At 49.9% G+C, this 24738-nt stretch carries 24 protein-coding genes; 11 read left to right on the forward strand and 13 right to left on the reverse strand.

Going from position 1 to position 24738, the window contains the following annotated elements; genetic code table 11:
* The 6 genes from HOK28_12105 to HOK28_12130 form a co-directional block, all read right to left on the reverse strand.
* The coding region (locus tag HOK28_12105; protein ID MBT6433832.1) for a hypothetical protein at nucleotides 1-2917 on the reverse strand (2917 nt) is incomplete at its 3' end.
* A gap of 229 nt (nucleotides 2918-3146) precedes the next feature.
* Nucleotides 3147-3794 (reverse strand): hypothetical protein, encoded by a 648-nt coding sequence (locus tag HOK28_12110; GenBank protein ID MBT6433833.1) that lies wholly within the window; start codon nucleotides 3792-3794, stop codon nucleotides 3147-3149.
* A gap of 81 nt (nucleotides 3795-3875) precedes the next feature.
* A complete protein-coding gene (locus HOK28_12115; GenBank protein ID MBT6433834.1) occupies nucleotides 3876-4340 on the reverse strand; it encodes a hypothetical protein in 465 nt (154 codons plus the stop codon).
* A gap of 240 nt (nucleotides 4341-4580) precedes the next feature.
* Complete coding sequence (locus HOK28_12120; GenBank protein ID MBT6433835.1) at nucleotides 4581-5837, reverse strand: radical SAM protein; 1257 nt, start codon at nucleotides 5835-5837, stop codon at nucleotides 4581-4583.
* Nucleotides 5834-6208 (reverse strand): hypothetical protein, encoded by a 375-nt coding sequence (locus tag HOK28_12125; protein ID MBT6433836.1) that lies wholly within the window; start codon nucleotides 6206-6208, stop codon nucleotides 5834-5836. Before HOK28_12125 ends, HOK28_12120 begins: the two co-directional genes overlap by 4 nt.
* Before the next feature lie 217 nt (nucleotides 6209-6425).
* Nucleotides 6426-6974, reverse strand: a complete 549-nt coding sequence (locus tag HOK28_12130; GenBank protein ID MBT6433837.1) for a DUF924 domain-containing protein — start codon at nucleotides 6972-6974, stop codon at nucleotides 6426-6428.
* Nucleotides 6975-7460: 486 nt separating this feature from the next.
* Between HOK28_12130 and HOK28_12135 the strand changes: the two genes are divergently transcribed.
* On the forward strand, nucleotides 7461-8549 hold the full coding sequence (locus HOK28_12135) for a hypothetical protein (protein MBT6433838.1): 1089 nt from the start codon (nucleotides 7461-7463) through the stop codon (nucleotides 8547-8549).
* Nucleotides 8550-8655: 106 nt separating this feature from the next.
* Nucleotides 8656-9168 (forward strand): hypothetical protein, encoded by a 513-nt coding sequence (locus HOK28_12140; GenBank protein ID MBT6433839.1) that lies wholly within the window; start codon nucleotides 8656-8658, stop codon nucleotides 9166-9168.
* 88 nt (nucleotides 9169-9256) lie between these two features.
* Here the strand turns inward: HOK28_12140 and dbpA are convergent, their stop codons facing one another.
* The gene (dbpA, locus tag HOK28_12145) at nucleotides 9257-10642 is read right to left on the reverse strand and encodes an ATP-dependent RNA helicase DbpA (protein MBT6433840.1); all 1386 of its coding nucleotides are present in this window, start codon (nucleotides 10640-10642) and stop codon (nucleotides 9257-9259) included.
* A 501-nt stretch (nucleotides 10643-11143) separates the two neighbouring features.
* On the opposite strand from dbpA, the gene HOK28_12150 reads away from it, so the two are divergent.
* Nucleotides 11144-11788, forward strand: coding sequence for a hypothetical protein (locus HOK28_12150; GenBank protein ID MBT6433841.1), 645 nt, complete (start codon nucleotides 11144-11146; stop codon nucleotides 11786-11788).
* 49 nt (nucleotides 11789-11837) lie between these two features.
* Here HOK28_12150 and HOK28_12155 read toward each other — a convergent pair whose 3' ends face one another.
* Both HOK28_12155 and HOK28_12160 read right to left on the reverse strand, forming a co-directional pair.
* Nucleotides 11838-12113 (reverse strand): DUF1971 domain-containing protein, encoded by a 276-nt coding sequence (locus HOK28_12155; GenBank protein MBT6433842.1) that lies wholly within the window; start codon nucleotides 12111-12113, stop codon nucleotides 11838-11840.
* Nucleotides 12114-12174: 61 nt separating this feature from the next.
* The gene (locus HOK28_12160) at nucleotides 12175-12921 is read right to left on the reverse strand and encodes a nitroreductase family protein (protein MBT6433843.1); all 747 of its coding nucleotides are present in this window, start codon (nucleotides 12919-12921) and stop codon (nucleotides 12175-12177) included.
* Nucleotides 12922-13143: 222 nt separating this feature from the next.
* On the opposite strand from HOK28_12160, the gene HOK28_12165 reads away from it, so the two are divergent.
* From HOK28_12165 to HOK28_12185, 5 genes are all read left to right on the forward strand, one after another.
* Nucleotides 13144-14241: an NADH:flavin oxidoreductase gene (locus tag HOK28_12165; protein ID MBT6433844.1), complete on the forward strand. Its 1098-nt coding sequence runs from the start codon at nucleotides 13144-13146 to the stop codon at nucleotides 14239-14241.
* 231 nt (nucleotides 14242-14472) lie between these two features.
* Entirely contained in the window at nucleotides 14473-15372 is a 900-nt protein-coding gene (locus HOK28_12170) for a hypothetical protein (GenBank protein ID MBT6433845.1), read from the forward strand.
* 582 nt (nucleotides 15373-15954) lie between these two features.
* Complete coding sequence (locus tag HOK28_12175) at nucleotides 15955-16386, forward strand: hypothetical protein (protein ID MBT6433846.1); 432 nt, start codon at nucleotides 15955-15957, stop codon at nucleotides 16384-16386.
* 168 nt (nucleotides 16387-16554) lie between these two features.
* The gene (gene hemH / locus HOK28_12180; protein MBT6433847.1) at nucleotides 16555-17673 is read left to right on the forward strand and encodes a ferrochelatase; all 1119 of its coding nucleotides are present in this window, start codon (nucleotides 16555-16557) and stop codon (nucleotides 17671-17673) included.
* A 46-nt stretch (nucleotides 17674-17719) separates the two neighbouring features.
* Entirely contained in the window at nucleotides 17720-17950 is a 231-nt protein-coding gene (locus HOK28_12185; GenBank protein ID MBT6433848.1) for an amphi-Trp domain-containing protein, read from the forward strand.
* A 41-nt stretch (nucleotides 17951-17991) separates the two neighbouring features.
* Here HOK28_12185 and HOK28_12190 read toward each other — a convergent pair whose 3' ends face one another.
* The 3 genes from HOK28_12190 to HOK28_12200 form a co-directional block, all read right to left on the reverse strand.
* A complete protein-coding gene (locus HOK28_12190; protein MBT6433849.1) occupies nucleotides 17992-18732 on the reverse strand; it encodes a hypothetical protein in 741 nt (246 codons plus the stop codon).
* Nucleotides 18733-18742: 10 nt separating this feature from the next.
* Entirely contained in the window at nucleotides 18743-19492 is a 750-nt protein-coding gene (locus HOK28_12195) for a FadR family transcriptional regulator (GenBank protein MBT6433850.1), read from the reverse strand.
* 99 nt (nucleotides 19493-19591) lie between these two features.
* Nucleotides 19592-19858, reverse strand: a complete 267-nt coding sequence (locus HOK28_12200) for a transporter suffix domain-containing protein (GenBank protein ID MBT6433851.1) — start codon at nucleotides 19856-19858, stop codon at nucleotides 19592-19594.
* Nucleotides 19859-20016: 158 nt separating this feature from the next.
* Here HOK28_12200 and HOK28_12205 point away from each other — a divergent pair, with 158 nt between their 5' ends.
* Complete coding sequence (locus tag HOK28_12205; protein ID MBT6433852.1) at nucleotides 20017-21348, forward strand: hypothetical protein; 1332 nt, start codon at nucleotides 20017-20019, stop codon at nucleotides 21346-21348.
* A 1-nt stretch (nucleotide 21349) separates the two neighbouring features.
* On the opposite strand, the gene HOK28_12210 is transcribed toward HOK28_12205, so the two are convergent.
* Nucleotides 21350-22066 (reverse strand): hypothetical protein, encoded by a 717-nt coding sequence (locus HOK28_12210; protein ID MBT6433853.1) that lies wholly within the window; start codon nucleotides 22064-22066, stop codon nucleotides 21350-21352.
* Nucleotides 22067-22276: 210 nt separating this feature from the next.
* Here HOK28_12210 and HOK28_12215 point away from each other — a divergent pair, with 210 nt between their 5' ends.
* Entirely contained in the window at nucleotides 22277-23344 is a 1068-nt protein-coding gene (locus HOK28_12215) for a hypothetical protein (protein MBT6433854.1), read from the forward strand.
* A gap of 18 nt (nucleotides 23345-23362) precedes the next feature.
* Nucleotides 23363-24712, forward strand: a complete 1350-nt coding sequence (locus tag HOK28_12220) for a BamA/TamA family outer membrane protein (protein MBT6433855.1) — start codon at nucleotides 23363-23365, stop codon at nucleotides 24710-24712.
* Nucleotides 24713-24738 lie beyond the last annotated feature (26 nt).

Here is a 24738-nt window from a genome sequence, read left to right on the forward strand (position 1 = left end):
CTGCGTTCGGATAGCTATCGCCGCACGCAGACACCGTGCAGTCAGCATTGCAGTCGAAAGAATCGCCCGCATCATCACAAGCCTCCACCCCAGCGCGTATGTAACCATCACCACAGGTAGCCGAGAGACAGATTCCGCCTGGGCCATCGGGGCAGTCATCGGTGATAATCCCATTGCCATCGTCGCAAGTTTCACCCGCCGTATTGTTCGCAAGCCCATCGCCGCAAACAACTTCAGTGCAATCCTGATCGCACGTGGCGCTCTCCCCAGAATCATCACAGGCTTCAACACCCTCGCGAACAAAGCTGTCGCCGCAGACCGCAGGCACACATGTGCCACCATCACCATCGGGGCATGCATCGGTGTTTAATCCATTCCCATCATCGCAGCCTTCGCCCGCCGCCGAGTTTTCATAGCCGTCACCGCAAACAACCGGCGTGCAGTCATTGTCGCAGAATTGAGTATCGGTACCCTCATCGCAAGTTTCACCCGATGTGGCATTCACATTGGAATCGCCGCAAACGGCAGTGGTGCAATCACTGTCGCAATCTGCAGCTTCGCCGCTGCCGTCGCAGTCTTCAACACCGGCAAGCGTAAAACCGTCGCCGCAGGTTGCACTCAAGCAAGTACCAGACGCTCCATCAGGACAACTGTCGGTGTTCACACCATTGCCATCGTCGCAGGTTTCACCCGCCGCTGAGTTCTCGTAGCCGTCACCGCATTGTGCAAAAGAGCAATCGAAGTCGCATCCGGCGCTCTCTGCACCATCGTCACAGTCTTCGATGCCTGCGCGAACAAAACTATCACCGCAAGATGCAGGCACACATGTGCCACCATCACCATCGGGGCATGCATCGGTGTTTAATCCATTCCCATCATCGCAGCCTTCGCCCGCCGCCGAGTTTTCATAACCGTCACCGCAAACAACCAGCGTGCAGTCGCTATCACAGGATTGAGTGTCGGCACCCGCATCGCAAGCTTCTCCCGATGTGGCATTCACATTGGAATCGCCGCAAACGGCAATGGTACAATCGGTGTCGCAATCTGCAGTTTCGCCGCTGCCGTCGCAGTCTTCAACACCGGCAAGCGTAAAACCATCCCCGCAGGTTGCACTTAAGCAAGTTCCAGCAGGTCCGTCGGGACAGGCATCACTTGTGGTGCTGTTGCCGTCGTCGCACGTTTCACCGGCAGTGTTATTCTCATAACCATCACCGCAAACAACAGACGAACAGTCCGAATCACAGGTCGCGCTTTCCCCAGAGTCGTCGCATTCCTCGGCCTGCGGAACCAAGCATTGGCACTCCTTAAATGTGCCAACCAAGGGATCACCGAAGTTACCATTGCTGCAGTTGAAAGTCCCCGTGACACCCACCTGAGTCACCCAAGTATCATTCTTTCCGTATCGAACTGTACCTTCGCATGCGCACACTTGGTTCTCATCGGAACAAAATATCCAAGTATCTCCGTTCCCGCCGTGCACGAAACTATCCCCACAGGTTGCGGGCACACATGTGCCGCCATCACCGTCGGGACAAGCATCAGTATTCAAGCCATTGCCGTCGTCGCAACCTTCGCCGGCCACCGAGTTTTCATAACCGTCACCACAAACAACCAACGTGCAGTCGCTATCACAGGATTGAGTCTCGGCACCCTCATCACAGGCTTCTCCCGCCGCGGCGTTCGAATAGCTATCGCCGCACGCAGACACCGTGCAGTCGGCATTGCAGTCGAAAGAATCGCCCGCATCATCACAAACCTCCACCCCAGCGCGCATGTAACCATCACCACAGGTAGCCGAGAGACAGATTCCGCCTGGGCCATCGGGGCAGTCGTCGGTGATAATCCCATTGCCATCGTCGCAGGTTTCACCCGCAACTGTATTCAAATAGCCGTCGCCGCATACACGCAGTGTGCAATCGCTGTTGCACGAGGCGCTATCGCCCGCATCATCGCAAGCTTCACCGAGACCCTCCTGCCAAATTCCATCACCGCAGAACTCCACCACGCATTCACTGGAGCAACCATCACCCGACTCGGTATTGGAATCGTCACACTGCTCAACGCCCGGGAAATCATTTCCGTCGCCGCAGACATTAAATAACCCTGGGCTAACACAGCCGTCGTTGCTTAAGAAGTTGCCATCATCGCACTCTTCGCAATTTTCAGTGAGCCCGTTTCCATATTCCTGAATGCCACCATCATCTGCGACATAGACGAAGACCCCGGGGGAGTTAACATTCGTATCGGTAAGCAGCTTGCTGGAAAAATCACCGCCTCCGGAACCCGGCAACTCGATTTGCGTGGCGGCATTCTTAGTGTCAATACCGCCCTTAGCCCCAACATTAAACAATTCTAAAAACCGAAATTCGATGGCAATACACTCTCCGGAATCGGTAAGCTGACTTAAGTGCAATTGAAACGTATTGGGCTTATCGTGCTTCCTTGAATACCGTCCAAGATTCTCCCAGGTCACCATCAACTCGTGCGTATTCTGGTCAAACCATTGGTAAACCCGGCTTGTTTGCTCAGTGTCGCCCTCGGGTGTTAAGTCGGCATCGTAAAAATAGGGCGCAATCATAAGCGGTTCAGTTACCTCGCCCGGAAACGAAGCATTCTGATATCCCAAGTTGCTTGCCCCGAACGAGACATTACCATTGGTGTTTATAAACAACTCCGTCTGCATGCCGTCGTAGAACGGCATGCCATTGGCGGAGAAGATGGAGGTCAGGTCGATCCCATCGCTGCTGCAATCATCCATCTGATTGCTCGCAGGATTAGATGCGCGGCCACAAAAGCTGCCTCCAATGGTCCATAGGACCTCATCGCCATAACCACCGCCCGGGGCTTCACGTAAGTCAGCTGCATAGGTGGACTGGGAAACAATCAAGCCCAGTATGAAAATCCACGGATGCCTCACAACTCACTCCTTGAAATATCATAAGCCCAGAGAGTTCACAGCCGCTCTACGCTCACAGTAATAACGGTGCTCAACGTCAGTTAAGAAGCGGCTAAGACTCTACCGTTGGGCAAGAGCATAACATCATATTTAGAAGTTTTTGGGAATGCAGATGATGGCTAGAATGGCTGTTTTAAAAGGCAAACTTTAAAAATAGACGTTACCAAATTACCGGCCCGAGGATAGGCGTCTAGCTACCAGCAACTGAGTAGCGTAGCAAAGGCACCAATACGGTATTTGTCCCCAAGATAGATGCCGATGGTGCTTCAACATAGCCCTGTGTAAGCCCACCACACGAGGAGCTGAAACCGGCAAGCTCAACTTGGTAAACAGCAGGTTCTTCGAAAATCCCAGAAACCAGAGAATGACCGGTGCCCGAATCGATTGGAGCCGATGCCCCCTTGCTCAGCGAGCAGACCTCTTCACTTAGTTCTTCGTCAGCATAAACAACAACATCGGTAAACGCACCAAGTAAGCTGACCCGAGAGCCCGTGCAGGATAATTCAAAGGGAAGAAGGCTGATATCAGTACCCTCCACCTCAACATCAAAACGGTACGCACCATCTTCATCAAGGTAATACAGCTCTGCATCCAGCTCGTCGCCCCACTCACTTAAACTTGCTAAAATGAAACTATCACCAGACTTAGCAGTGAAGAGACTGTCTCCCCAGAAATCAATCACCTCGTAGTCTTGAGTGAAAGTAGCGAGGCACGGCTCACGCTCCATTTGAGTGGTAGCCAATAGTTCAGCCTGGCTTAGGTTCTCGCCGCAACCTGTGCTTAGAAACGCTAGGCAACTTGCGAGAGAAAGAGAGAAGTTAAAGACACTTTTTTTCATTGAAATTCTCCTGAAATAAGTTGAGCAGCTACAAGGTAACGATGAACTGCCACCGATTATTCACCTATAGGACCAATATTTTTAGCCGTTTAAAGTGTTTTGTAAATTATCGATATACTGTTTGATCTCGCCCCGCAGTGCCTTGTCGGCATACGGCGCCACTGCCGAGCGCATTAACCTCGGCGCAGGTACTGTGAGTACCGCCTTAGTCTCGAATGATACGCGCGTCCCTGCTTCTATCGCCTCGAGTCGCCACGAGCCAGAGAAGACAGCGTTGCCTACGCCTTCAACTGGCGTCCAGCTTACCATCGCGTCCTCGGAGTTGCTCGTGTAGTGGCAAGCGTATCTTACAGCATGCTCAAAGCCTCGAGGGCCTTTGCTCTTCATAACCCACTCAAATACGTCATTTCCCTGGTCGATGAGTTCGACCACATCCGGAAAATGACCTACAGAACGTGGCACATCGGAAAGCAAGCTAAACGCCTCGGACCTATTGGCTCTCACCTCAAACACGTGGTCCACGACAATTTCTACCTCAACAGCCATATCCAACCTCTCCCATTCTTTTGCGTCTGGAAAACCTAACAAGGATAAGACGATAACAAAACTGATTTTGCCTGAATTCAACACGCAATAAGTGAAGGCTGCCCAATCATATCTCGCAACATACTTAAAGAGCTTAAGCCCTTAACCCAAGCCAAAGCGAAACCGAAAGCGATGCCCTTTTGGATTTAGAAACGAAGATGCGAAGCAATTATTTAGGCTGTTCCGGTCCGAATAGATAACTCAATGAACCGTTAGCTGGACCAGTTTATCAAGGCTCACTGGACCCGTTTCGTCCGGGCTATCCAATGGCTCTACCGCGATATCAAAAAGGCCGTGGTCAAACGGTGTTCCCTTCGCAAGCTGTCTGGGAATAAGGCGTTCGCGCTTACCTTCCTTGGCCAAAGCACGGGCACGGTAATGACAGTATGGATTGTTTCCCGGGCGTCCGAAAAGAGCATGGCTGGTAAAAGAACAGCCGCCCAAGCACACTTCAGCAAATGGGCATTTTTTACAAAAGCCCCAAAGGTTATCTACTCCGCGTACACGTGTGAAGGCCAGCTGCTCGGAAGACTCCCAGATTGAGCGAATCGTTTGTGCTCGAAGATTCCCGCCCACATAATGACTGGTCTGCAATGACGGGCAGCCTTTCACTGCGCCATCGGACTCGATGCCCATCACATACCGCCCAGCCTGGCAGCCCCTAAAATGGTCGCCAGCATTTTTACTTTGAGACCTAAGAAGTGCTTCCTCCGGGCCATAATATCCAAGATTATTTCCGGGCATAATCAAAAGGCCCTCGGTTAAACCTTTTTCCTTAAGGGTTGCAACTCTCGGGAGAAAATCGAGAAGATCCCAGGGCTGAAAGAGCATCTGAGGACGGTCCGCTGCACGGCCGAGAGCGGAAGTGATTTGAATTTGCCAAGACTTCACCCCATGTGCCTTGAGGTGCTCAAAGAGCGGCTCGAGTTCGTGCTGGTTGAGACGATTGAAATTGGTGTTTGCTGAAATGTCTATTCCAGCTTCGCGTAAATTGCTCAAAGCCAAAGAGGTATGCTCAAAACTTCCCTGCCGATTACGCATACGGTCATGAGTCCTTCGCATGCCATCAACGCTAACAGATGTACGGCGAAGGCCAGCCTGGGCCATTTTATGAGCCAACTCAATGGTAATACCCATTCCGCCGGTGGTCATCACAGGAGTAATGCCTGCCTTTGACAGAGCTGCAATGATATCTAAAAATCCCTCATGCAAATAAGCTTCACCTCCAATGAGGACAACCTCATGCGCGCCCATTTCCTCAAGTTCGGTAACCACCTGCAGTGCTTCTTCAACACTGAGTTCATCAGGGCGTGCCTTCACCGCTCTTGAACCACAGTGATGGCAAGCGTGATCACAGCGAAGAGTGAGTTCCCACACCACATAGGCTGGGTGGAAACTCTCGCTTATGACATTAAGTCTTCTGCGGGCAGCTTCGCGCCGCCCAGCATCATTGGTCATGGGCTTGCTTGAGGTCCCGCAGCGGTTCCGTCGCAATCTTGATCAACTTCATCGCCAGGCACATCATAAGCCCAAGGGTTAACGTTCTCATCAGTATCGTCGCAATCCAATTCGCAAAAACCATCGCCATCGTAATCAACGGATCCTGCATGTTGGCAGCTATCGTCATTATAATAACCGGGATTGGCGACCGGTGAACCGTAGCAAGCAGACAAAGTCATTGCGACGGCACTGCCAGCAACAAGTGTCACAAAAGTTTTCATAGCACGCGGAGCAAATTGAAACTTGGCGACCCTGTCGCAATTTGGACATTGAAACTTTAAGGACGGAATAAAGCCATCGCAGTGATGGCAACGCTTCATAGAAAACATGTCTTCTCCCTAAGCCAGAACGCAATCTTCGACCAACTTACATGCTTTCAGTTTAACCACTCATGGGGGTTCTCACAACGAATGGTTAATGAACTGAATGTCGGCCAATTGACTACCCTGCTCACTACGGCTTCTCGTGCCCACCGAAAGTCGAGTTATCTAAACAAGATACAGCCAATAGGTTCGTACTAATAAAAGCAGTCGTGAAGTTCCGGTTCTAAAACCGAGAGCCCGGTTTTTTAAGAAACTCCAGCTCTTCCGCGGTAGATGTCCGGCCCAAATCAAGATTACGGTGTGGGTACCGACCAAATCGATCAATAATTTCGTGGTGCCTCAAGGCATATTCGTGAACACGCGCATCCGTATGCTCTTTAAACAAGGGCAGCGAGGCCTCCTGAACCCCTAAATCCTCGCTGTGCATCATCGGTATAAGCATGAAGTGACGAAAACCTGCATCGGGATGATTAAGATAACCGCGCTCGCGACACAGATCCGAGACGGACAAAGCCATGACATCGCCTGCGAACGACTTGGCTGTCCCCCGAAAAACGTTACGAGTAAACTGGTCCAACACCAGAATAAGTGCCACGCACCCCTCTCGGCCCTGTGCCCAATCACCAAGTAAACCCGCCAACGCCAACTCAATGAGCTCGCCGAAGCGGTCTCGTATCGTCTTGTCGAAGACCTCGTCTTTTTTAAACCATTGCTGAGGGCTGCTTTCCTCAAACCAGAACTTAAGGACATCCTCGTGAGTCGGTAACGTCATTCTGAATCCCTTCCCACATCGTATAGCCGGTAACCAGAACCGAATGTATACCGACTGTTGCCACTTAAACTCAACCTCCAAGCCTCGGTCGCTCGGTATTACAAAGGTTTCATTTGATTCTGGTATGGTCTTGCAACCCGCCGGGACTATATTTAGTATAACGAGGTGTTATTGGATTTTGAACAAGGCCCTAGAGCGCTCTTAGCACTCTAGGCTGGAAGCCTTTTAAACTACTGCCACAATTGACCTTTTTCAGAACCCATCCACTACTCCACCGAGTCGTGCCCCTCATGAACCTCTACTGATGCACCAAGCCGTTACGAAACAGAGAGACCGACCGTCGGCGAAATCCTTAGAATTGGGAAAGCTAAGCTCTACATTCCCAGAGATAGCCGAAGCACGCTCGCAATTCGGTGCCATCAACGGTATGAACTTGCACCAAACGAGCGCGATTCATCGCCTAATTATTTACAGAGGTAATACGTTATGAAGCACACATTCTATCTAGCACTGACATTGATTATTGGGCTTTCTTGCTGGGCTTGTACCAGCTCTGATGTTGACTCCGATCCCTCGAATGAGGCGGGTGATACAAACGGCGCCACACCCGATGATTCCGATACCGAAGACACCTGTGCCAGCGGCGTACTAGATGCTTGTGGCGTATGTGATGGTGACGACTCAACGTGTGCCGGATGTGATGGCGTTGCAAACAGCGGCCTTGTAAATGACGAGTGCGGGGAATGTGGCGGTGATAACTCGACCTGCGCTGGCTGCGATGGCGTTGCAAACAGTGGAGCCGTCGAAGATGCGTGCGGCGTCTGCGAAGGTGACGGCAGCACCTGCCCGCCAATGACCGACGCATCGGTTTTGATTGGCCAGCCTTTCCTAGTAAATTTAATCGACGCAACTTGGGTTCAACCTGCTGGTATCGGCTCGATGATCGGTACACAACTCCAAGGGCTTGGCCTAGTGATGGTTGCACTAGAAGAATCTGATCTAGACAGTGGCATCATGCACGCGGCGGTCCTGAGCACCGAACTTGTTCCTGCAGAAGAAGGTGACGAAGATGCAGAGCCTGCGATGACTCAAGACTTGTGCGTACCAACTCCCCTTGTAACCGCTGGCGAAGACCAAGCGATTGGAACTGAAGATGATATCGGCGGGACTTGGACCGACCCATCAATCGACATCGGCCCCACGAATCTTACGGTTTTTGCTCAGGGCCAGACAGTGACAGCTACCGGCGTGGAAATGAGTGGCGTATTCTCCGATGATGGGACGCGTCTTACCAACGGCCGTGTCGTTGGTAAAATTGACCTCCGCTCTATAGCTGCCGGAATGGGAACAACCCCTGAAGGCGCGTGCCAAACGGTTCGAGCCGTTGGCATTGTTTGCGAAGAGTGTGGTGAGGCCAACCCGGGCGTATATTGCATAGGCGCAGTCATCGAAGACGTTACCTCCGAAGCACTCAGTAATTTTGAGCCTACCATTCGGACATGCGACGACATCGTCGCTGACGAAGCATGCGCGGAAACTATTCCCTCCATCTGCACTCAACCAGAGACACTCTAAACTTCGACTTAATCAGTCAATGTATGCAATGGATAAGTCCATAATCAGCTCGCCTGGCAGCAGGCGAGTTCTTCTTCACATTCAGTAATCAGGAAACGGAATCAGTATGAAAATGAACTCAAATATTTTTGTTACGGCAATTGCTCTATGTCTAATTGGATGCGGTGGCGACGAGAGTAGCGATGACGGCCTCACTCTTCAGGAAACGACTTATAACCTAACAAGCCAAAGTCTGTATGCGGGTGAAACATGTACGGGCGAATCGGAAGACTTAGCCCTGAACAACAGAACCTTGTCTATCAGCTTCGATGCGGATGGAACCTTTACCTACGGTTACTCTGATTGTGATGCAGAGTCTTCTGAATCGCTCTCGTCTGAAGCGGACTGCACCGCCGCGGAAGGCCAATGGGATTCGGGTACTTTAACGGGAGAATACTCTGTAAGTGAAAGCACCGTAACAATGACTCTTGAAGGGGAGCCGCAAGCATTTGAATGTGAGATTATCAGCAACAGCTCAATTAAATGCACCGGCGGCCAAAGCTCAGTAGCTACAAACGACGACGGAACTCCTGGCGAGGAAACATTTCGCTGTATCGATATAATCCTCGAAGCGGCTTAAACCAATTTGCAGAGATGACGACCAAGTCGGCTAGCTTCGGCAACGCCTTGGTCGCAATCTGATACCCACCCATCCAAAGCTAAACCATTCAAGTAATCGAACGGGCTCGGTAAGACTTTCCCTTAATAGGCGCACTGTTAAGAATGCGGACCGCCTGGTCATGCACTTTTTTATCAACTGCGACAAAGGTGTTCTTTTCGAGAACATTGATTTTACCAACCGCAGATCCGGAAATCTCCTTCGAAGCTGTTATAGCGCCAAGAAAATCTCCCGGGCGAAGCTTGTTGCGTCGCCCGCCACTTATCTCAATGGTTGTCATGGTCGGAATTAAAGCACTTGATGGCTCAGCAACCCGGCGCAGCTCATACTCTTGAATATCAGTATGAGGGAACTCACTTTGAATATCCTCTAAGCGACGGCGCTCGTTGTGAGTAACCAAACTAATAGCATGGCCCTTGCGCCCCGCTCGCCCCGTTCGACCGATCCGGTGCAGATAAACCTCGGGTTGCGTGGGCAGCTCAAAATTGAACACCGCATCAACTTTCCCAATATCTAAACCACGGGCTGCAACATCCGTTGCAACCAGCACAGTCGCGCTTTGATTAGAAAATCGAATGAGTGTTTCCGTACGCTCGTGCTGCTCAAGATCTCCATGGATGGTCAGTGCTGCAACATTCGCGGACCGCAAATAGCTTGTGATTTCCGCGCAATCCACCTTGGTATTACAAAACACGATATTAAGTGTGCCGGCCATATCTTCCAATGCATCCAGCAAACAATGAAGCCGCTGGTCTAACCGAACCAGGCTCCAATGCTCTTCAATCTCGGCTGAGCTTTCCATCTGCGTCACATCAAGGTGTACCGGGTCTTCTTGAACCCGCCCACTGATTTTCGCGATTCCATCGGGATAGGTAGCCGAGAACAAAAGAGTCTGTCGTTTACGTGGTAGATAATTCAGGATGGCTTCGATTTCGTCACTAAAGCCCATATCCATCATTCTATCGGCCTCATCGAGTACCACGGTCTTGATTGACTGAACCTTCAGAGTGCCCTTGGTTAAATGCTTCAGAGTTCTACCTGGCGTCCCCACCACGATATGCACACCACGCTCCAGTGAACCCACCTGAGGACCCGTGGGTGTCCCACCGCACAAAGTAAGCACACGCACGTTGGCTATTCTTCGCGCGAGGCTTCGTATTTCCTCAGTGACCTGATTTGCTAATTCTCGGGTAGGACACAAAACTAGAGCGTGAGTGTGTAGCTGACTGCTATCAACCGTGTTGAGCATGCCAAGTGCAAACGCAGCTGTCTTACCACTGCCCGTCTTGGCCCTTGCCACCACATCGCGCCCCTGCAAAATCAAGGGTAGAGCCTTTTGCTGAACCACTGTCATTTGACGGTATTCGAGGGCGGCTAGGTTCTCAACAAGCTCACTTCTGAGTGGCAAACTTTCAAAATTATTTTCTTCTGACATGACAATCCAAAGATTTCGGCAAAGCCTACGTGGCTTATTATAAGTGCGGAGCCGGCACCGTATAAAATAATGAGAAACGAATAGCTCCGCTTCATTGGCCAAAGGCCTGAAGCTCTAGCGCCAACCATCAGCCCGAAAAGCCTCAATCGATAGGGCGTTCGAGAAGGCTACGCCGTATATACAACCACGAGCCCTTCGATACCCAATCGTCTTAACTTAAAGAGATAAATAAGAGCGTTCAAGGTACGAGCAATATTGTTCGACACACGCACCGGGCATGAATTGAACCATAAGTCGTTGTAATTAATGAAAATTTTACATCATTCCGTCGAAAAACCACAAGATCACCTTAAATTAACATTGCGCACAATTTAATTGCGGATATCCTGCGAGGCTGTTAGACGGAGCCAAGTATTGTTTAAACTCCCCGCTAAACTGACCCACCGGTCATAACTCTTGTAATCGGTGGCTAAGCTTAGAAAACAAAATAGAGGCTCCCCCATGAACGCTCGCAATCTATTAATCGCATTGACCATCTCAATGGTTTCCCTACTATCGACTCAAGCATCAGCTCGTACGGCCCTCCAAAAGCACGTGGCATTTTTCGACCGGGCTGACGACGGCATGATTACCTGGACAGATACCTACGAAGGCTGCCGTGCACTCGGCTTCTCAATGTCTACATCTGCTGCGCTGGCAACTGCCATCAACGCCGGTCTCGGCAACAGCACCGGTGGAACAACTTTCACCATCAACGTGGCCAACATTCACCAAGGCAAGCACGACAGCGACAGCGATATTTACGACGAAGATGGTAACTACGTTCAGAAAAAGTTTGACGCACTCTTCGACCGGTTTGATACCGACAACGATAATGGGATCAGCGAAGACGAATTCAGCGTACTCTATTCTCGCAACTACGAGAGTGCTACCGGCAGTGTGGTGTCACGATTTGAATTTGGCTTGCTGATGGACATAGCTGGCGAGACCCGAACAACGACCAGCACTTGGTCTGCTTGCTCTTACTGGTGGTGCCCAAGCTACACATCAACTTCTTCGTATAAAGTATTAACGCGTACAGACCTATCAGGCTTTTACGATGGCTCGTTGCTGTACGAATTGGCCGGCGAACAAGCTCCATTCTAAGGCGCATAAAATACTTCGGATTCCGCTAGCTTGAGAACCTTCCTGCCTCCTACTTATAAAACTCCACATAGAACCTAGTTTGCCCCTTAGGCTTTATTGAGTGAACGACCATAGGCTCAACTACCCCAGGATTTGTGTCGGTTAAGACATAAACCTGAGCTTGAGGCCCTTCTATTCGGTACTCAAGTATTCCTGACAAGACAACTATCTTACCCCAAACCGATGCCTTCGTATTGTGGTCCTTCAGTAAACCTGAAGGCACAGTCGTTTCATCAAATATGGGTGTTTTCTTATAAGCTCTTACGGAATCCGGTAGCATCTTCATCGTCACTTTAAAACCTACCCTATGCCCGGTCTCTGCTGACACTCGTCCGTCAAAGTCTTCTTTATAGAAAGTGAACAAATCGTTCAGAGTCAAAACGAAACTGTGAACCATACACACCATCGTCAGAGCGCTTACCTGCCGCAACAATCATGACCACACTTCGACCGCGCGGCAGACCAAGAATTTTTCGCACGCGAACTTCGTCAAACCCCTCCAGCGGGCATGAATCGAAACCGTGCGCGCTCAGTGCCAACATCAAGTTCTCACAAGCCAGAGCAGTAGACTTGGTCGCCCACAATTTCATACCCGATTGGCTTACGGGGAATCTGGGGACCGGCCGAAAGAGGCCCATCACACTAAAAAGAATTCGTTTCACGAAACCAAAAGCCCCGAAAGGACCCTGGGCATAGTTAAAGGGTGCCAATTTCTCGTAGTACTGCCGGGCCAACTTGGGCACTTCCCCGCCCGGCCATTGCTTCAAGATATCGCGGCAATGCTGGGACCAAGTGTCAGTTCTTGCAACAACGACAATCATGGCCTGTGATGTACGTGCGGCGTTTTGGCCAAAGCATGCCGGAACCAACGCTTTTCGTAGTTCAGGTGAACGCACCACATGGAATTCCCACGGCTGCAGATTACTGGAGTTCGGCGCCTTCATCGCCAGGTCGAGGCAGTCACGAATAACCTCTTCAGGCAGCGGGGTTTCGTCGAACTTACGAACTGAACGGCGCGCGTTCACAATCTCTCGAAACGCAGTCAGTAAACTGCCCTCATTGGAAGCAGGAATTTCAGTAGACATCTTGTTCATCCTATATGGCCACGGTTCTTTCATACACAGGGAATCTAGAGCACAAACCAGTAGGATAGACCAGCGACTACCGGGTTACCTTTGAAGCACCGTGGTTTTTATCTAAAATAGCCGCAATAAAGATTAGAATTGAAGCTATCTATCATACGATTCCCCTGGCGAGCCTAAGCCCAGCATGGCAGAGTCCAGTTTATTTCATGCAATAAGTAGTAGGACCTGAATATGCACTCACCAACATCCCCAAAAAGCCTTTCAGAGCCCCTTGAATTCGCTTGCGGTCAAACCATGAAAAACCGGTTTATGCTGGCACCGATGACCAATTGCCAAAGTCACGCCGATGGGAGTCTTAGCGACGATGAGTTTAACTGGCTCACAATGCGCGCAAAAGGTAACTTTGGACTCACGATGACTTGCGCGGCCCATGTTCAAAAAGTTGGGCAAGGTTTCCCCGGACAACTTGGCATCTACTCCGATGACCTTTTGGAGGGGCACCGCCGACTGGCCAAAGCTATCCGCGCCGAAGGAAGCCTCGCGGTCATTCAACTTCACCACGCGGGCATGCGCTCACCCATCGATCTCATTGGAGAGCCTCCGCACTGCCCAAGCGCAGATGCCAAAACCGGTTCACGAGCACTAACGCTTTTGGAAGTTCAACAACTGCGTGATGACTTCATCGCGGCCGCCATACGATCCCAAGAAGCAGGTTACGACGGCGTCGAGATCCATGGCGCCCACGGATACATTCTTTGCCAATTCCTGAGCAGTAAATACAATGACCGCGAAGACGCCTATGGCGGCAGCCTCGAAAACCGTTCTCGTATTATTTTTGAAATCCTTGAAGGCGTCCGAAAGCAATGCGGCCCTGATTTTTTAGTAGGTATTCGGCTCTCGCCTGAGCGTTTCGGCATCGTACTTACTGAATGCACCGAAGTCAGCCAGCAACTTATTGACTCTGGGCTCATAGACTTCATCGATATCTCATTATGGGACTCTTTCAAGATGCCTCATGATGAGAACCATCAAGAACAATCACTTCTAAAGTATTTTGCCGAGCTTAAACGTCAAAACGTTCAGATGACCGTTGCGGGTAAAATAGGAACATCAGCCGAGGCTCAGGCAATTATGGATGCAGGAATTGATTTCGTAAGCATTGGCCGGGCGGCCATCCTACATCACGACTACCCGAACAAGGTTATGAACGACCCTGAATTTGAACCCATTGAATTACCCGCGACTCGTACACACCTCGCTGCCGAAGGCCTAAGCGAGACCTTTATCGCCTACATGAGTCGGTGGGATGGCTTTGTAGAAGAAAGCTAAGCAATCATGAGGGCTTACTTCGCCCATAACGGCTCCGGCCTAAATACTCCGGCGGTAGCCCCCTAAAAACTTTGGGGATTTGAATACTTAATCGTAACACTTTCAGAGCTTGCCGGTGGTTCACTGGCGATTGCTGATGATGTCGGATAGCAGGGTCTGTTTCCAAGAAATATATTTTAGCTTACTCTCATGTGCGGGCTCCCGTCCTAAGTTGTTTTACGGAGAATTCTTATGAAAAAAGCGTTTTTTATAATTTGCATCTTCTTGGTTAGCGCCTGCGCCGCGGATGGAGAAAATGGTGCATCTCAAAACGGCACTACAAACAGCTCGGGACAGCCGGTTGGCTTAATCAATGCAATCGCTGTGGACGTAGCTGGTGTGGAACGCGAGTACAATCTCTATATTCCTAGCACAACGCCCGATGGCCCCATGCCTCTTTTGATGGCATTTCATGGCGGTAGCGGACGCGATTACCCCTACCCCCAACAAACCAAATTTCAACAATTGGCTGAGAGCGAGGGGTTTCTAATCGTTTACGCGTTGGCTGAATTACTCCCCGGCAATGAAGGCGAGTGGCAGCTCAACACCAGTGACAACTCGCGCCAAGACATCTCCTATATAGAAGCCATTATTGACCAGATAGACTCGCGTTTCTCTCTGGACAATAACAAAATCTACGCCACCGGTTATTCCCTTGGCGCAATGTTTACCTACGAACTCGCTTGTCATCTCAGCGACCGTTTTGCCGCTCTGGCATCGCACGCAGGCACCATGCCGGTTTCACCTGACTCCTGCGACCAAGAGAGCAACGTGGCCATCATGCATCTGCATGGATCCGAAGATAGTACCATCAGTTATGACTCTGAGTGGGACTGGAAAGAGTGGGATTCGGTGGGAACCATGATGGATATCCCAGCTCTGCTTGAGTTCTGGAGAACTCAATACAATTGCCAGAATGAGAGCCAAAGAGACACCTCTTCATCATCCAATACGGTTTACTTTGATTGCGATGAAGATGTGCGTGTCGAGCATCACCACCTCACTGGAGCAGGTCACGAATGGCCCGGGACCATTGGTGGTGTACCCACAACCGAAGTTATCTGGACTTTCTTGAGCGGTTTTTCAAAATAGAGCGTGCGAGAAGATGCTAAGTACGCGACCTCATGCCTAGCCCCAACCATCCGGGTCCTCGTCCCCCACGTCCTCGCGCACGAAGCCACAGTTGGGGCATTTATAAATCCGGTAGTAAATGGGCCCCGAAACATCGGGAAGGCCAGTAAACCGCATCATGGACCTACAGGTTGGGCATGGCCGTGTGGTCATTTCACGGGAGCCTGACGGCCGTGTATACGAATCGTTGTTCATACCCATTCAATAGTCGCATCCAACGCAAAAAATAACCCTCATCAAAAAGCGCGCATTATCAGTAACTTAAAAGTCCCTCCGCGACATCCGAAACCTGCACCCGACCACCCAACTCATGACATCCCCAACAATGAAGGCGGGTCTTCACCAGAGAATTGAGAAAATCACGCGAATTCAGTGGTTCCTAATCGACAAAGTACTCCGGCATCCCCTATAAAGGGTGTAGAAATTACCCGAGCTCTGCCGCGTCAGATAAGCATGCCACGCGAGAGCGGATACGACGTCCAAAACCTAGCAATGTTTCAGGGCTCAAGGGTTCCTGCTAGGATTAAACTTACTGAGGTAACCATGACTGAGCAAGCCAACGACAACCAGCCCAGCGTCCTGAAATGGGGACTCAGTGTTGCTGCGTCTGCGGGTTTAACCGGTATGCTCTGCTGTGTTGCACCCATGGTCTTATTTATGTTTGGCGTCATGGGAGGAGCGTACGCTATCTCATTTGCGGATTTCTTTTATCAAGCCGATGGTGCGGCGGGCACAGGAGCTTGGATACTTCGTGGCTTGGCGGTTGTAGTCGGCATCGCTGGTGTATGGCGCTACAGGACACAGCAAAACCAATGTTCAGTTGACCCCAAGCGTCGCCAAAAAAATCTGGCATTGCTTGTGGGATTAATCTCAGTGTTGGGAGTTGGCTTTTTCTTAAGTCTAGAGGCCCTCTCCTCCTGGTATTTCGATGCCTATATTGTTCCGGCGCAGCAAACTGAGCTTAAGGTGAAGTAATCAGCTCTCGAAGCATTTCTCCATATATAACTTGCAGCTTACCCAGGCCCTTGAAAAAGTGACTTCAGAACCACCTTATAAGGTCGGGACGCACGAATGGTCCGCTGAGTATTGAGTCTTTACTCATTAGCGTCTAAGAGTCGTCCAATAAGGTATTGGAGAGAAAATATGCGTACGAATTTCACACCCCCGAAACGTAAAACCAAGGTCGTTTTCGTCCAGCTGGGCTCTCCCGAAGAACCTACGCCGAAAGCACTCCGTAAGTACCTTAGAGAATTCTTGGGTGATCCACGGGTAGTGGACATCAATCCATGGGTGTGGAAGCTCATTCTTAACTGTTTTGTACTGCCCTTTCGTCCCAAAAAATCAGCCCAACTCTACGCGCGAATTTGGGATGGCAAAAGCTTCCCCCTCATCACGAATACCCAAAACTTTACCGACAAAGTTCGTGAGGAATTAAAAGCACTCGATCCCAATGACCATGTTGAGGTCAACCACGCTTTTCTGCTCTCCCCACCTTTCGTTCACGATGTCTACGATAGCTGGGAAGAGGATTTAAAAAACGGCGTGGGAGCGACGAAGCTGATGGTCATTCCGATGTTTCCTCAATACTCAGAAGCGACCATTGCTTCGGGCATTGACGCATTAGCCAAAGAGCTTTCAAAACGCGTGAAGATTCCAACCTTCGAAGTTATTACCAACTTTCACCGTACCCATGCGTTCATCAACAACTCGGTCACCCAGGTTGATCAGAGAGTCAAAGAGCTCAAAGCTGAAGGCATCGAAATTGACAAACTGGTGATTTCATTTCACGGCATGCAAAAAAGGCGCATCATCGACAAGGGCGACGACTATTACCGCCATTGTTACGAAACCTTCCGCCTGATTGTCGACAAGCTCGAACACCTGACGCCCGACCAGGTAGTGATGACTTTTCAAAGCCGATTTGGTTCGGAAGAATGGATAACGCCCTACACCGAAAGGGTCGTCGAAGACCTTATCAAGGAAGGCAAAAAAGAGATCATGGTTTACTCACCAAGCTTTGTCGCCGACTGCCTAGAGACCACGGACGAACTTGGCCATGAACTCGTGAACGAAGCTAAGGAATGGGGCGGAAATATTCATCCCGTTGAATGCCTGAATACCAACGACCAATGGTGCAAAGACTTTGCGAAATACACGTTCACACAGGCAGAAGGTTCCGCCCAAGACAAAGAGGATATTGAGTATCAATTGCAAGCCACAGATTACGCAGACATGCCCACTTTGACGATGGCTACACACTAATCCTTAAATTACTCTCGTCCCCTGACCGATTACGGAGCGTTGAAAGATGGCAGCAAAGAAAAAATCCCGAGACCTCGAAAAAGGGTACACAACGTCGCAGCTAGCCGCGAAACTTCGCCGCCTGGCCGACAGCCTTGAGAGCGGTAAAGCTTTCCGAATTCAAATCGCAGGAGAGCGTGTCAATGTACCCAAAGGTGCAATTTGCAATATCGAACATGAACGCTCTAAGGACGAAGAAGAAATCGAATTTCAAATCAAGTGGAAACTTACCGACTGAGCCAGCATCGTACGCGAAAGCGTAGCACTGAGGTCGCCAGTCTAAGCCGACGCATAGCCCCACCCGAGCCGTTTGCGCGCCGAAGCCCAAGGCGTGGCAGGAAGTGTAAGTGAGTAATTAAGGAGGCGGCCAATCGTACCGTATTGCTCGAGCCCGTCTTCCAATAAGTCTTCACAACCATCAGGTGTCTCGAAGGTTGTAACTTTCCAGTGTGTCTGTGGATTTTCTTTATACAACTTAAGCGCCGCTAAAAGTTCACCTGGATATTCCTGACGCTCCAGCAGAGTTTCAATCGCAGTTTGACGAGGGTGAGAACCCGCAACAAATTGCTCAAGCTGTGATTCGAGTTCCTCAATGCCATCAGGAAACATATGCAAGAGTCCCACATCGTAGGCGGCCGAAATATGTACGACATGCAGTAGATGGGACACAACCATATCACGTGAAACCGCAAGCCCTGTTGGATCCATCATAGTGCTCGGCTCATCGAATACACGCAAGAACTGAAGCCAGTACTGGTTTTGTTCGTAATGCTCGTAAAATTCACCATTGGAAGGAATGATATAGTTGACCAACATGTCACGAGAGGCGTTCCAAATTTGCCACTCAGTTGGAATCTCTTCCAAGAGGCCCTGAGACTTCAGTTGGTTTAAACGCGCCTGACGTTCCTTGCGATTAAACGTTGTCACAATCGTTCGCCAAGCATTGCCAATCTTGCGAAAGACGTCTCTGGGTGTTCCGATAGCGGTTGAGAACTCTTTAAGGTAAACACTTAAAGGCATGAGAGATTCCTTAATCCGCCTTAACAACGGCTCTTTGAATTTGGTCGATAATTTTTAAAATCGCATCGCTGCCAATAGACACCAAGTGATGCGACTTTTTGGCAGCCTGCTTCGCGTTTCCCGATTGAATGGCCTTTGCGATGCCAACATAGAGTTCTCCAGCACGGAGTTCCTCCTCTATGACAGGTCTAAAAGCATCGGTATCTTCAACAAAGCTCCTCACCATGGAGTTAAAGCCCAAACGGTAGGCCAAATTGCCACTGGCTAGGACAATGCTCTTCCAGAATTTCAGAGAGCCTTCCGTAAGCTCATTCAAGGACTGGTTCTCAACAAGCATGGCATCGGCGTAGGTTCGTATCTTTTTGATTTCTTCAGGAGATGCCCGCTCAGCCGCAAGCCTTGCCGCATCCGGTGTGATCACATTACGCAGCTCAGTCACAGAGCGAACCAAACTTGGGTCAACTTCGGATGCAGAACCTTCAATGAGCACTGGAACCACTTCAAGGCCCGCATGCTCAAGGTAATCCAGTACAATCTTACTTCCACCGTGCTGGATACGGATCAGGTTGGCTGAAGCTAATCGATTCAGTGCCTCACGAATCGTACTCCGGCTTACTCCCAGTAAACGTGCGAGCTCTTGCTCCGCTGGGAGTCGGTCGCCAGGAGCCAAGATGCCCCGTAAAATACGGGAACGAAGCACATCGAAAGCGGCATCGACCATGGAGGTCTTCGGGATGGGTTTTATTTCGAGGTCGGTCATCGGATGCCTTTGTCAGATTGTCCGACAATCTGACACAGCTGGACCAATCCGTCAAGCATAAAATCTTCTGCTCAACTGGAGCCTAAGACACTGATAATTCTACTCTTCTTCTTTTTCTGGTTCAGAAACAAGGGCCGGGTCGGCTTTGCGCCGAAACCAAGATTTCCAGCGTTTTTTCATTTCGTCCATAATTTCACGGCCTAACACGGCACCTCCAACAAACATCACGGCATAGCTGGCCACATAAAGCCCGCCTCCCACGGCCACTTTGGTCTCCGTGTCTGCATCGATAAATGGCAGCGCAAAAATAATAAGGTAGAGAACCATACTCAAAATGAGACAGCCAAAACCGATTATCTTCTTCATGGGCGAGATATTCACGACAAAACCTTGATATTTGATTGAGCAAAAACCTTTAGCACCTCAAACGACAACCATATAGCATTATCTATAACACTATTCGTTGACTGTTGGGATAGAACAGTTAATAGCGTCCGGCACTACCCCATCACTGCGAGGTTACAATGCGCCTTTTAATTGTTGTTTCAGTTCTGCTCGCTTGTAGCTTCGACGCTTACGCTGCCGGTAAAATCAACAGATATTCAGGATTAAGCGCAGAATACTCAAGAAGCTTGCACCGCTACGCCGCAACCGAGCTCGACGCTGCTTACTACAACCCCGCCGGCTTGGTTTTCGGGCGTGAAGGTTTCGGATTGAAATTGCTTAACCAATCGACAGTCTTAAAAAGCCGTTTTACCATCACTGATCCAGAGGCACTTGCACTGGTTGGACACGATGGTGACCTCAAGTACAACCCCGAAGAAATTGCCTACGATGTTGTTATTCCAAGTCCCATGATGATGGCCTCCTACAACACGGGCGACTTCGCTTTTCACATGACCACCGGCATCTTAGCTGGCGGCGTTATCGCGCTAGAGGGTAACCATCCTATTCTGCTTGAAAATACAAAATACGTTTTAGACAACATCAATGCGATTGTAGAGGAGCAAACCGGAGCTCCAAACTTTTATAAAGACGTCGACTTTGACAAGAGCGAACTTGCCGCTGGAACCTATTACGGCGGTTTGATGCTGGGGACCACTTACAAAGCAGCGGATTGGGTCTCTGTCGCTCTAAGCGGAAAAATCATTTACGCCTGGGGTAAGATTGGCTTAAAGACAGATTTCCAAGTTGAACACGTCGACTTTGGCTGGGGTGATGCAGCCGACGGTACTGAGATGATTGAGGTCGACGCTGACCAACGTGGCTATGGCTTTTCCGGGTTGCTGAGTGTCCATTTGCGCCCCCTGGATAACCTAGACATTGCTTTTAAATACGAGACCCTCACAAAAATTGAGATGACCACCACGCCAACCATCGATACGGCCGGTATCATCACTGGGGAGCCCACACGCAGCGATATCCCCGCCCAATTTACCACCGGCGTGAATTACCACATCCTGCCCGAATTAAGTGTTCAGCTTTCGTTTGCATGGTTCTTCAACTCTCAAGCAGAGATCGGTGAATTGCTCGGCTACGACCCAAGCAGCCAGTTAAAGGACGGTTGGGAGACAGGTGTGGGGGTTGAGTATCAATTGAACGAAGACCTCCTGCTCAGCGCGGGTTATCTTCACCTCCACAGCGGTTACCGCCAAGACACTCGAGCAGGCAACCGCTTCAGCATGCCTGGCCATTTCATTGCATTGGGTGGCGCCTATCAGGCAACTCAAGATTTAAGACTGGTGATGGGCTTTATGGCCATGCTGGACGAACCCGGGATGAATCGTAACAACAACTTGGAACTCCAGGTCGACACCTATGTTTTATCCATCGGCCTCGACTACTGGTTTTTATAAGTTACGGCTTAGGCTTCCCGTAGAAAAAGTAATTCACGGTACTTTGGTAAAGCTGAAGCAATGGATTCTTACTCGGCTCTGGGTTGGTTGAAAACAAAAGATTCACAACCATACGCTCTTCACCTTCGTTCATTCCGCGAACCCGGTGAATCATTTTATCGCCCTGAAACAACGCCAAACTGTTGGGCATAAGCTTCGTTGGGAACTGTCGAATAGAGCCGTCGTCTTCTTTCAACTCAAGCTTGGAAAATTCATCAGTCGTGTCTTCTTGAAGCGTGAAGATACCCGCCCAACGGTCGCCCAGATAGATATTACCATCAAAGTGCCAGTCAATACCGTCACCCGCCTCGCCGTAGTAGAGCAAACTGAGCTGATTGGTATCTTCTGAGCCGATAAACTGCAGGTCAGGCAAGCCCAGCGAGTCACGGGCACTGTCCAAAGTCTTTTCATTGATCAGCGACTCAGCCAGCTGCGCACAGGCACCTGCACGTAAGTCTTGTGAACTCATGGCCGCACCACTGCGCATGCCAGAATTCTTACGGTACAACTTCTCTTTCTCTTCTCGGGCGACGGCTTTGAGCCGTTCAAATTCCTCCTCGGGAAGGAAGTTCTCGATAATGCGAACTTGAGATCCGCTCACGGAAGTTGTGCGAAAACGATTCGTAACCATTCGTTTAATAACGGAAAACTCTTTACTGATGGTAGATTGGGCATTCATGCTTTTTCCCTTACTATCAAATACCTTGAGATTTTGTGGAGCTGCATCAATCCCTTATCATTTCACGTGAAAAAAGCCTGAGACACCGTAATCAACTCCGAGGCCCAATAAGATGATCCTTGATATTGTGTTTCTCCTATTTAGGAGTAGACATTGGGGTTCAAATAACTTTGAACAAGCGCACCTCAATCTTACGCAATGGAAATAATCATGAACCTTCGTGCTCGGCTCTGTACTCAATTCAAATGTTGGAAATCATCTCTATTGAGCTTGTTTATCATTTTGAGTGTTGGTGCACCTGCCCACGCCACGCAATTGGTTCAGGAAAAAAAATCATTCGACTTTGCGAAAGTCTCTCCCAAGGGTAAAGCCGCCATCGAGCAATTTAGGCAAGACTACCGAGAATTCCTTACCCGAGAGCTCAGCAATTACGAGCCGGCAATTCAAGCAGACATCACCAAAGTATTTGAGCAGTGCCTCGACAACAGTTACGCCGACAACCTCCTCGGGTCGAATAAGCTACTCAAAGAGCTCGATAAAAAATACCCCAACGAGCCGGTTATCCTTTGGCACCTATCTGTTAACTACTTCATTGTTGCGCGCCGACTCCCGGAGGACCAGCTCGACAAACAAATCGACCTTCTCAAATTGGGATTCTCTAAAAGTAAACAATGCCTAAATGTGACCCAAACAAATCCAGACTGCTGGTTAACCTTTGCAGCTTCTCACGGTGCCCTGGCCATCGCCGAAGGCATCTTCGATACCCTCTCTGAGATTTCAGACGTCCAAGACGAAATGCATAAAGCTCATGAAATGCTACTCAAAGAATCAGACAGATGTCCGATGGCTCCATGGAAAGTTGACTCTAAGCACGTAGCTCTCGGTGCCCTAGCAGAATATTACCGGCTAGCTCCCGACTGGTGGCTGTTCAAGCTTCTCTCGGGCGTCAGAGGAGACAAAGAGAAGTCTTGGAAATACGCTCAGCAAATGAAGATATTTGACGTTTCAAGCGCCAATATCGCAGCACGCTCCGCCATGTGCCTCGGCGCAGACTCGGACGACCAAGCGCTTATCGACCGAGGCATTGCTTTGATGGTAAAAGGAATGGGTTTTGAACTCCTCCACCCATTTGATGAAGCGGAATACCGACGACTCGCACGCCTCCACAACACTGTTGCCAAACTCAAAAACCCTGAGCCCGAAGACTATTACGATTTGGCCTGTGTGGAATTCGGAAATGATGACAAGAGCGCGCTTAAGAAAAAATCAGACAAATAATTAAGAACACTCAATAACATGTACTTGCCACTGGTTCTTAGCCTCTTCTTCTCGGCTCCGTCAGGAGCGGTAGATCCCTGTGAGAGCATACCTACCTCCCAAACCATCACTCTAACCGAATACCAAGGCCTTGATCTCACTCAGACGTGGGTGGTTGAGCAGTACCTACAACATCGCCCCGGCACAACTTTCGAATGCTCTCTCTGGAAGAAAGAGAAGACGGCATTCGAAAATCTAGACATCTTCACGACCATCGACTTAACCCACAAGGTTGAGCCCGGTGGTATCGTGTTGGTTTATCAATTCGTTGAATTACCTAGCTTCGTTGCGTTTCCTGCAATCAAGGCCACAGACCAACAAGGTTGGTCCGGTGGTGGTGGCATCTCAGCCTTAAGCATCATGGGAACAGATATTCGGTTAGATTTTTATATAAGAACCACTCTCGCACCCGACCCATTCTCTGCTACGGAGTTTATGCTCTACTCAGAGTCGCCCACCATCGGGAGACTTCCCATTAAGTGGGAAGTCACAGCGGTACACACCAACTCTATCAATCCACTGCTAAACTATAAAGAAGACTCCTTTTACCTAGAAGCCAGCACGCAATATCAAATCGTCGAGCAATGGCCTCTCAAGCTGGTATTTATTGGTTCACTCTTTATGGTTGCTCATGACCCAGAGACCAACAGCTTTGCTCCTGGAGATGGTACCACCCATCCGATTTTCTTGTCCGAGGGCAACAGAGACTGGGTGCCTAAATTAGGAATGGGCCTCATTTACGACAGCCGTGAAAAATACTTCAACCCGCACTTCGGCCAGTACTACGAATTAACCATTGCTCAATTTGGTGGATTCCTAGGCGGACCAGCAAACTACCAAGAGCTCCTAGGAGACGCTAGATTTTACCTCCCTGCGTTTGGGCAGGATGTAGCAGTCCTTTCAATCTTAGGGCGTTACCGGCCAGGCACAAAAGGCGCTTATGATTATCTGCATGCAGGAGGCGCCAACACACTCCGTACCTACGGACTTCGACCCGACTTTTACGCACATCATGAGGTGTTAACCACACTTGAGTACCGCTGGGAGTTCTTTGAACGCTCAGCATTCGAAGTGCTGGGGAGTAATCTTTATTACGGGCTGCAATGGGTTTTTGGAGTCGACGCGGTGATGCAGTGGCGGACCACCGACGGCAAACCGGTCTTTCTACAGAGTCTATATATGGGGCCTCATCTACTCTTCCCTGGAATCGACCGTCTCCGAGTAGAATTCGGCATCAATCACCTAGGCCACGGTCTCGACGGTCTCGCATTCGGTATCAACCTGGGACTCTTCGACAAGAGCTTCATGCAGCGTCAACGCATCCGGTAACCTTTTTAAGACTGGCCGGTCGCCAG

Source organism: Deltaproteobacteria bacterium (genome assembly GCA_018668695.1).
In the GTDB taxonomy this organism is placed as follows: Bacteria; Myxococcota; XYA12-FULL-58-9; order XYA12-FULL-58-9; family JABJBS01; genus JABJBS01.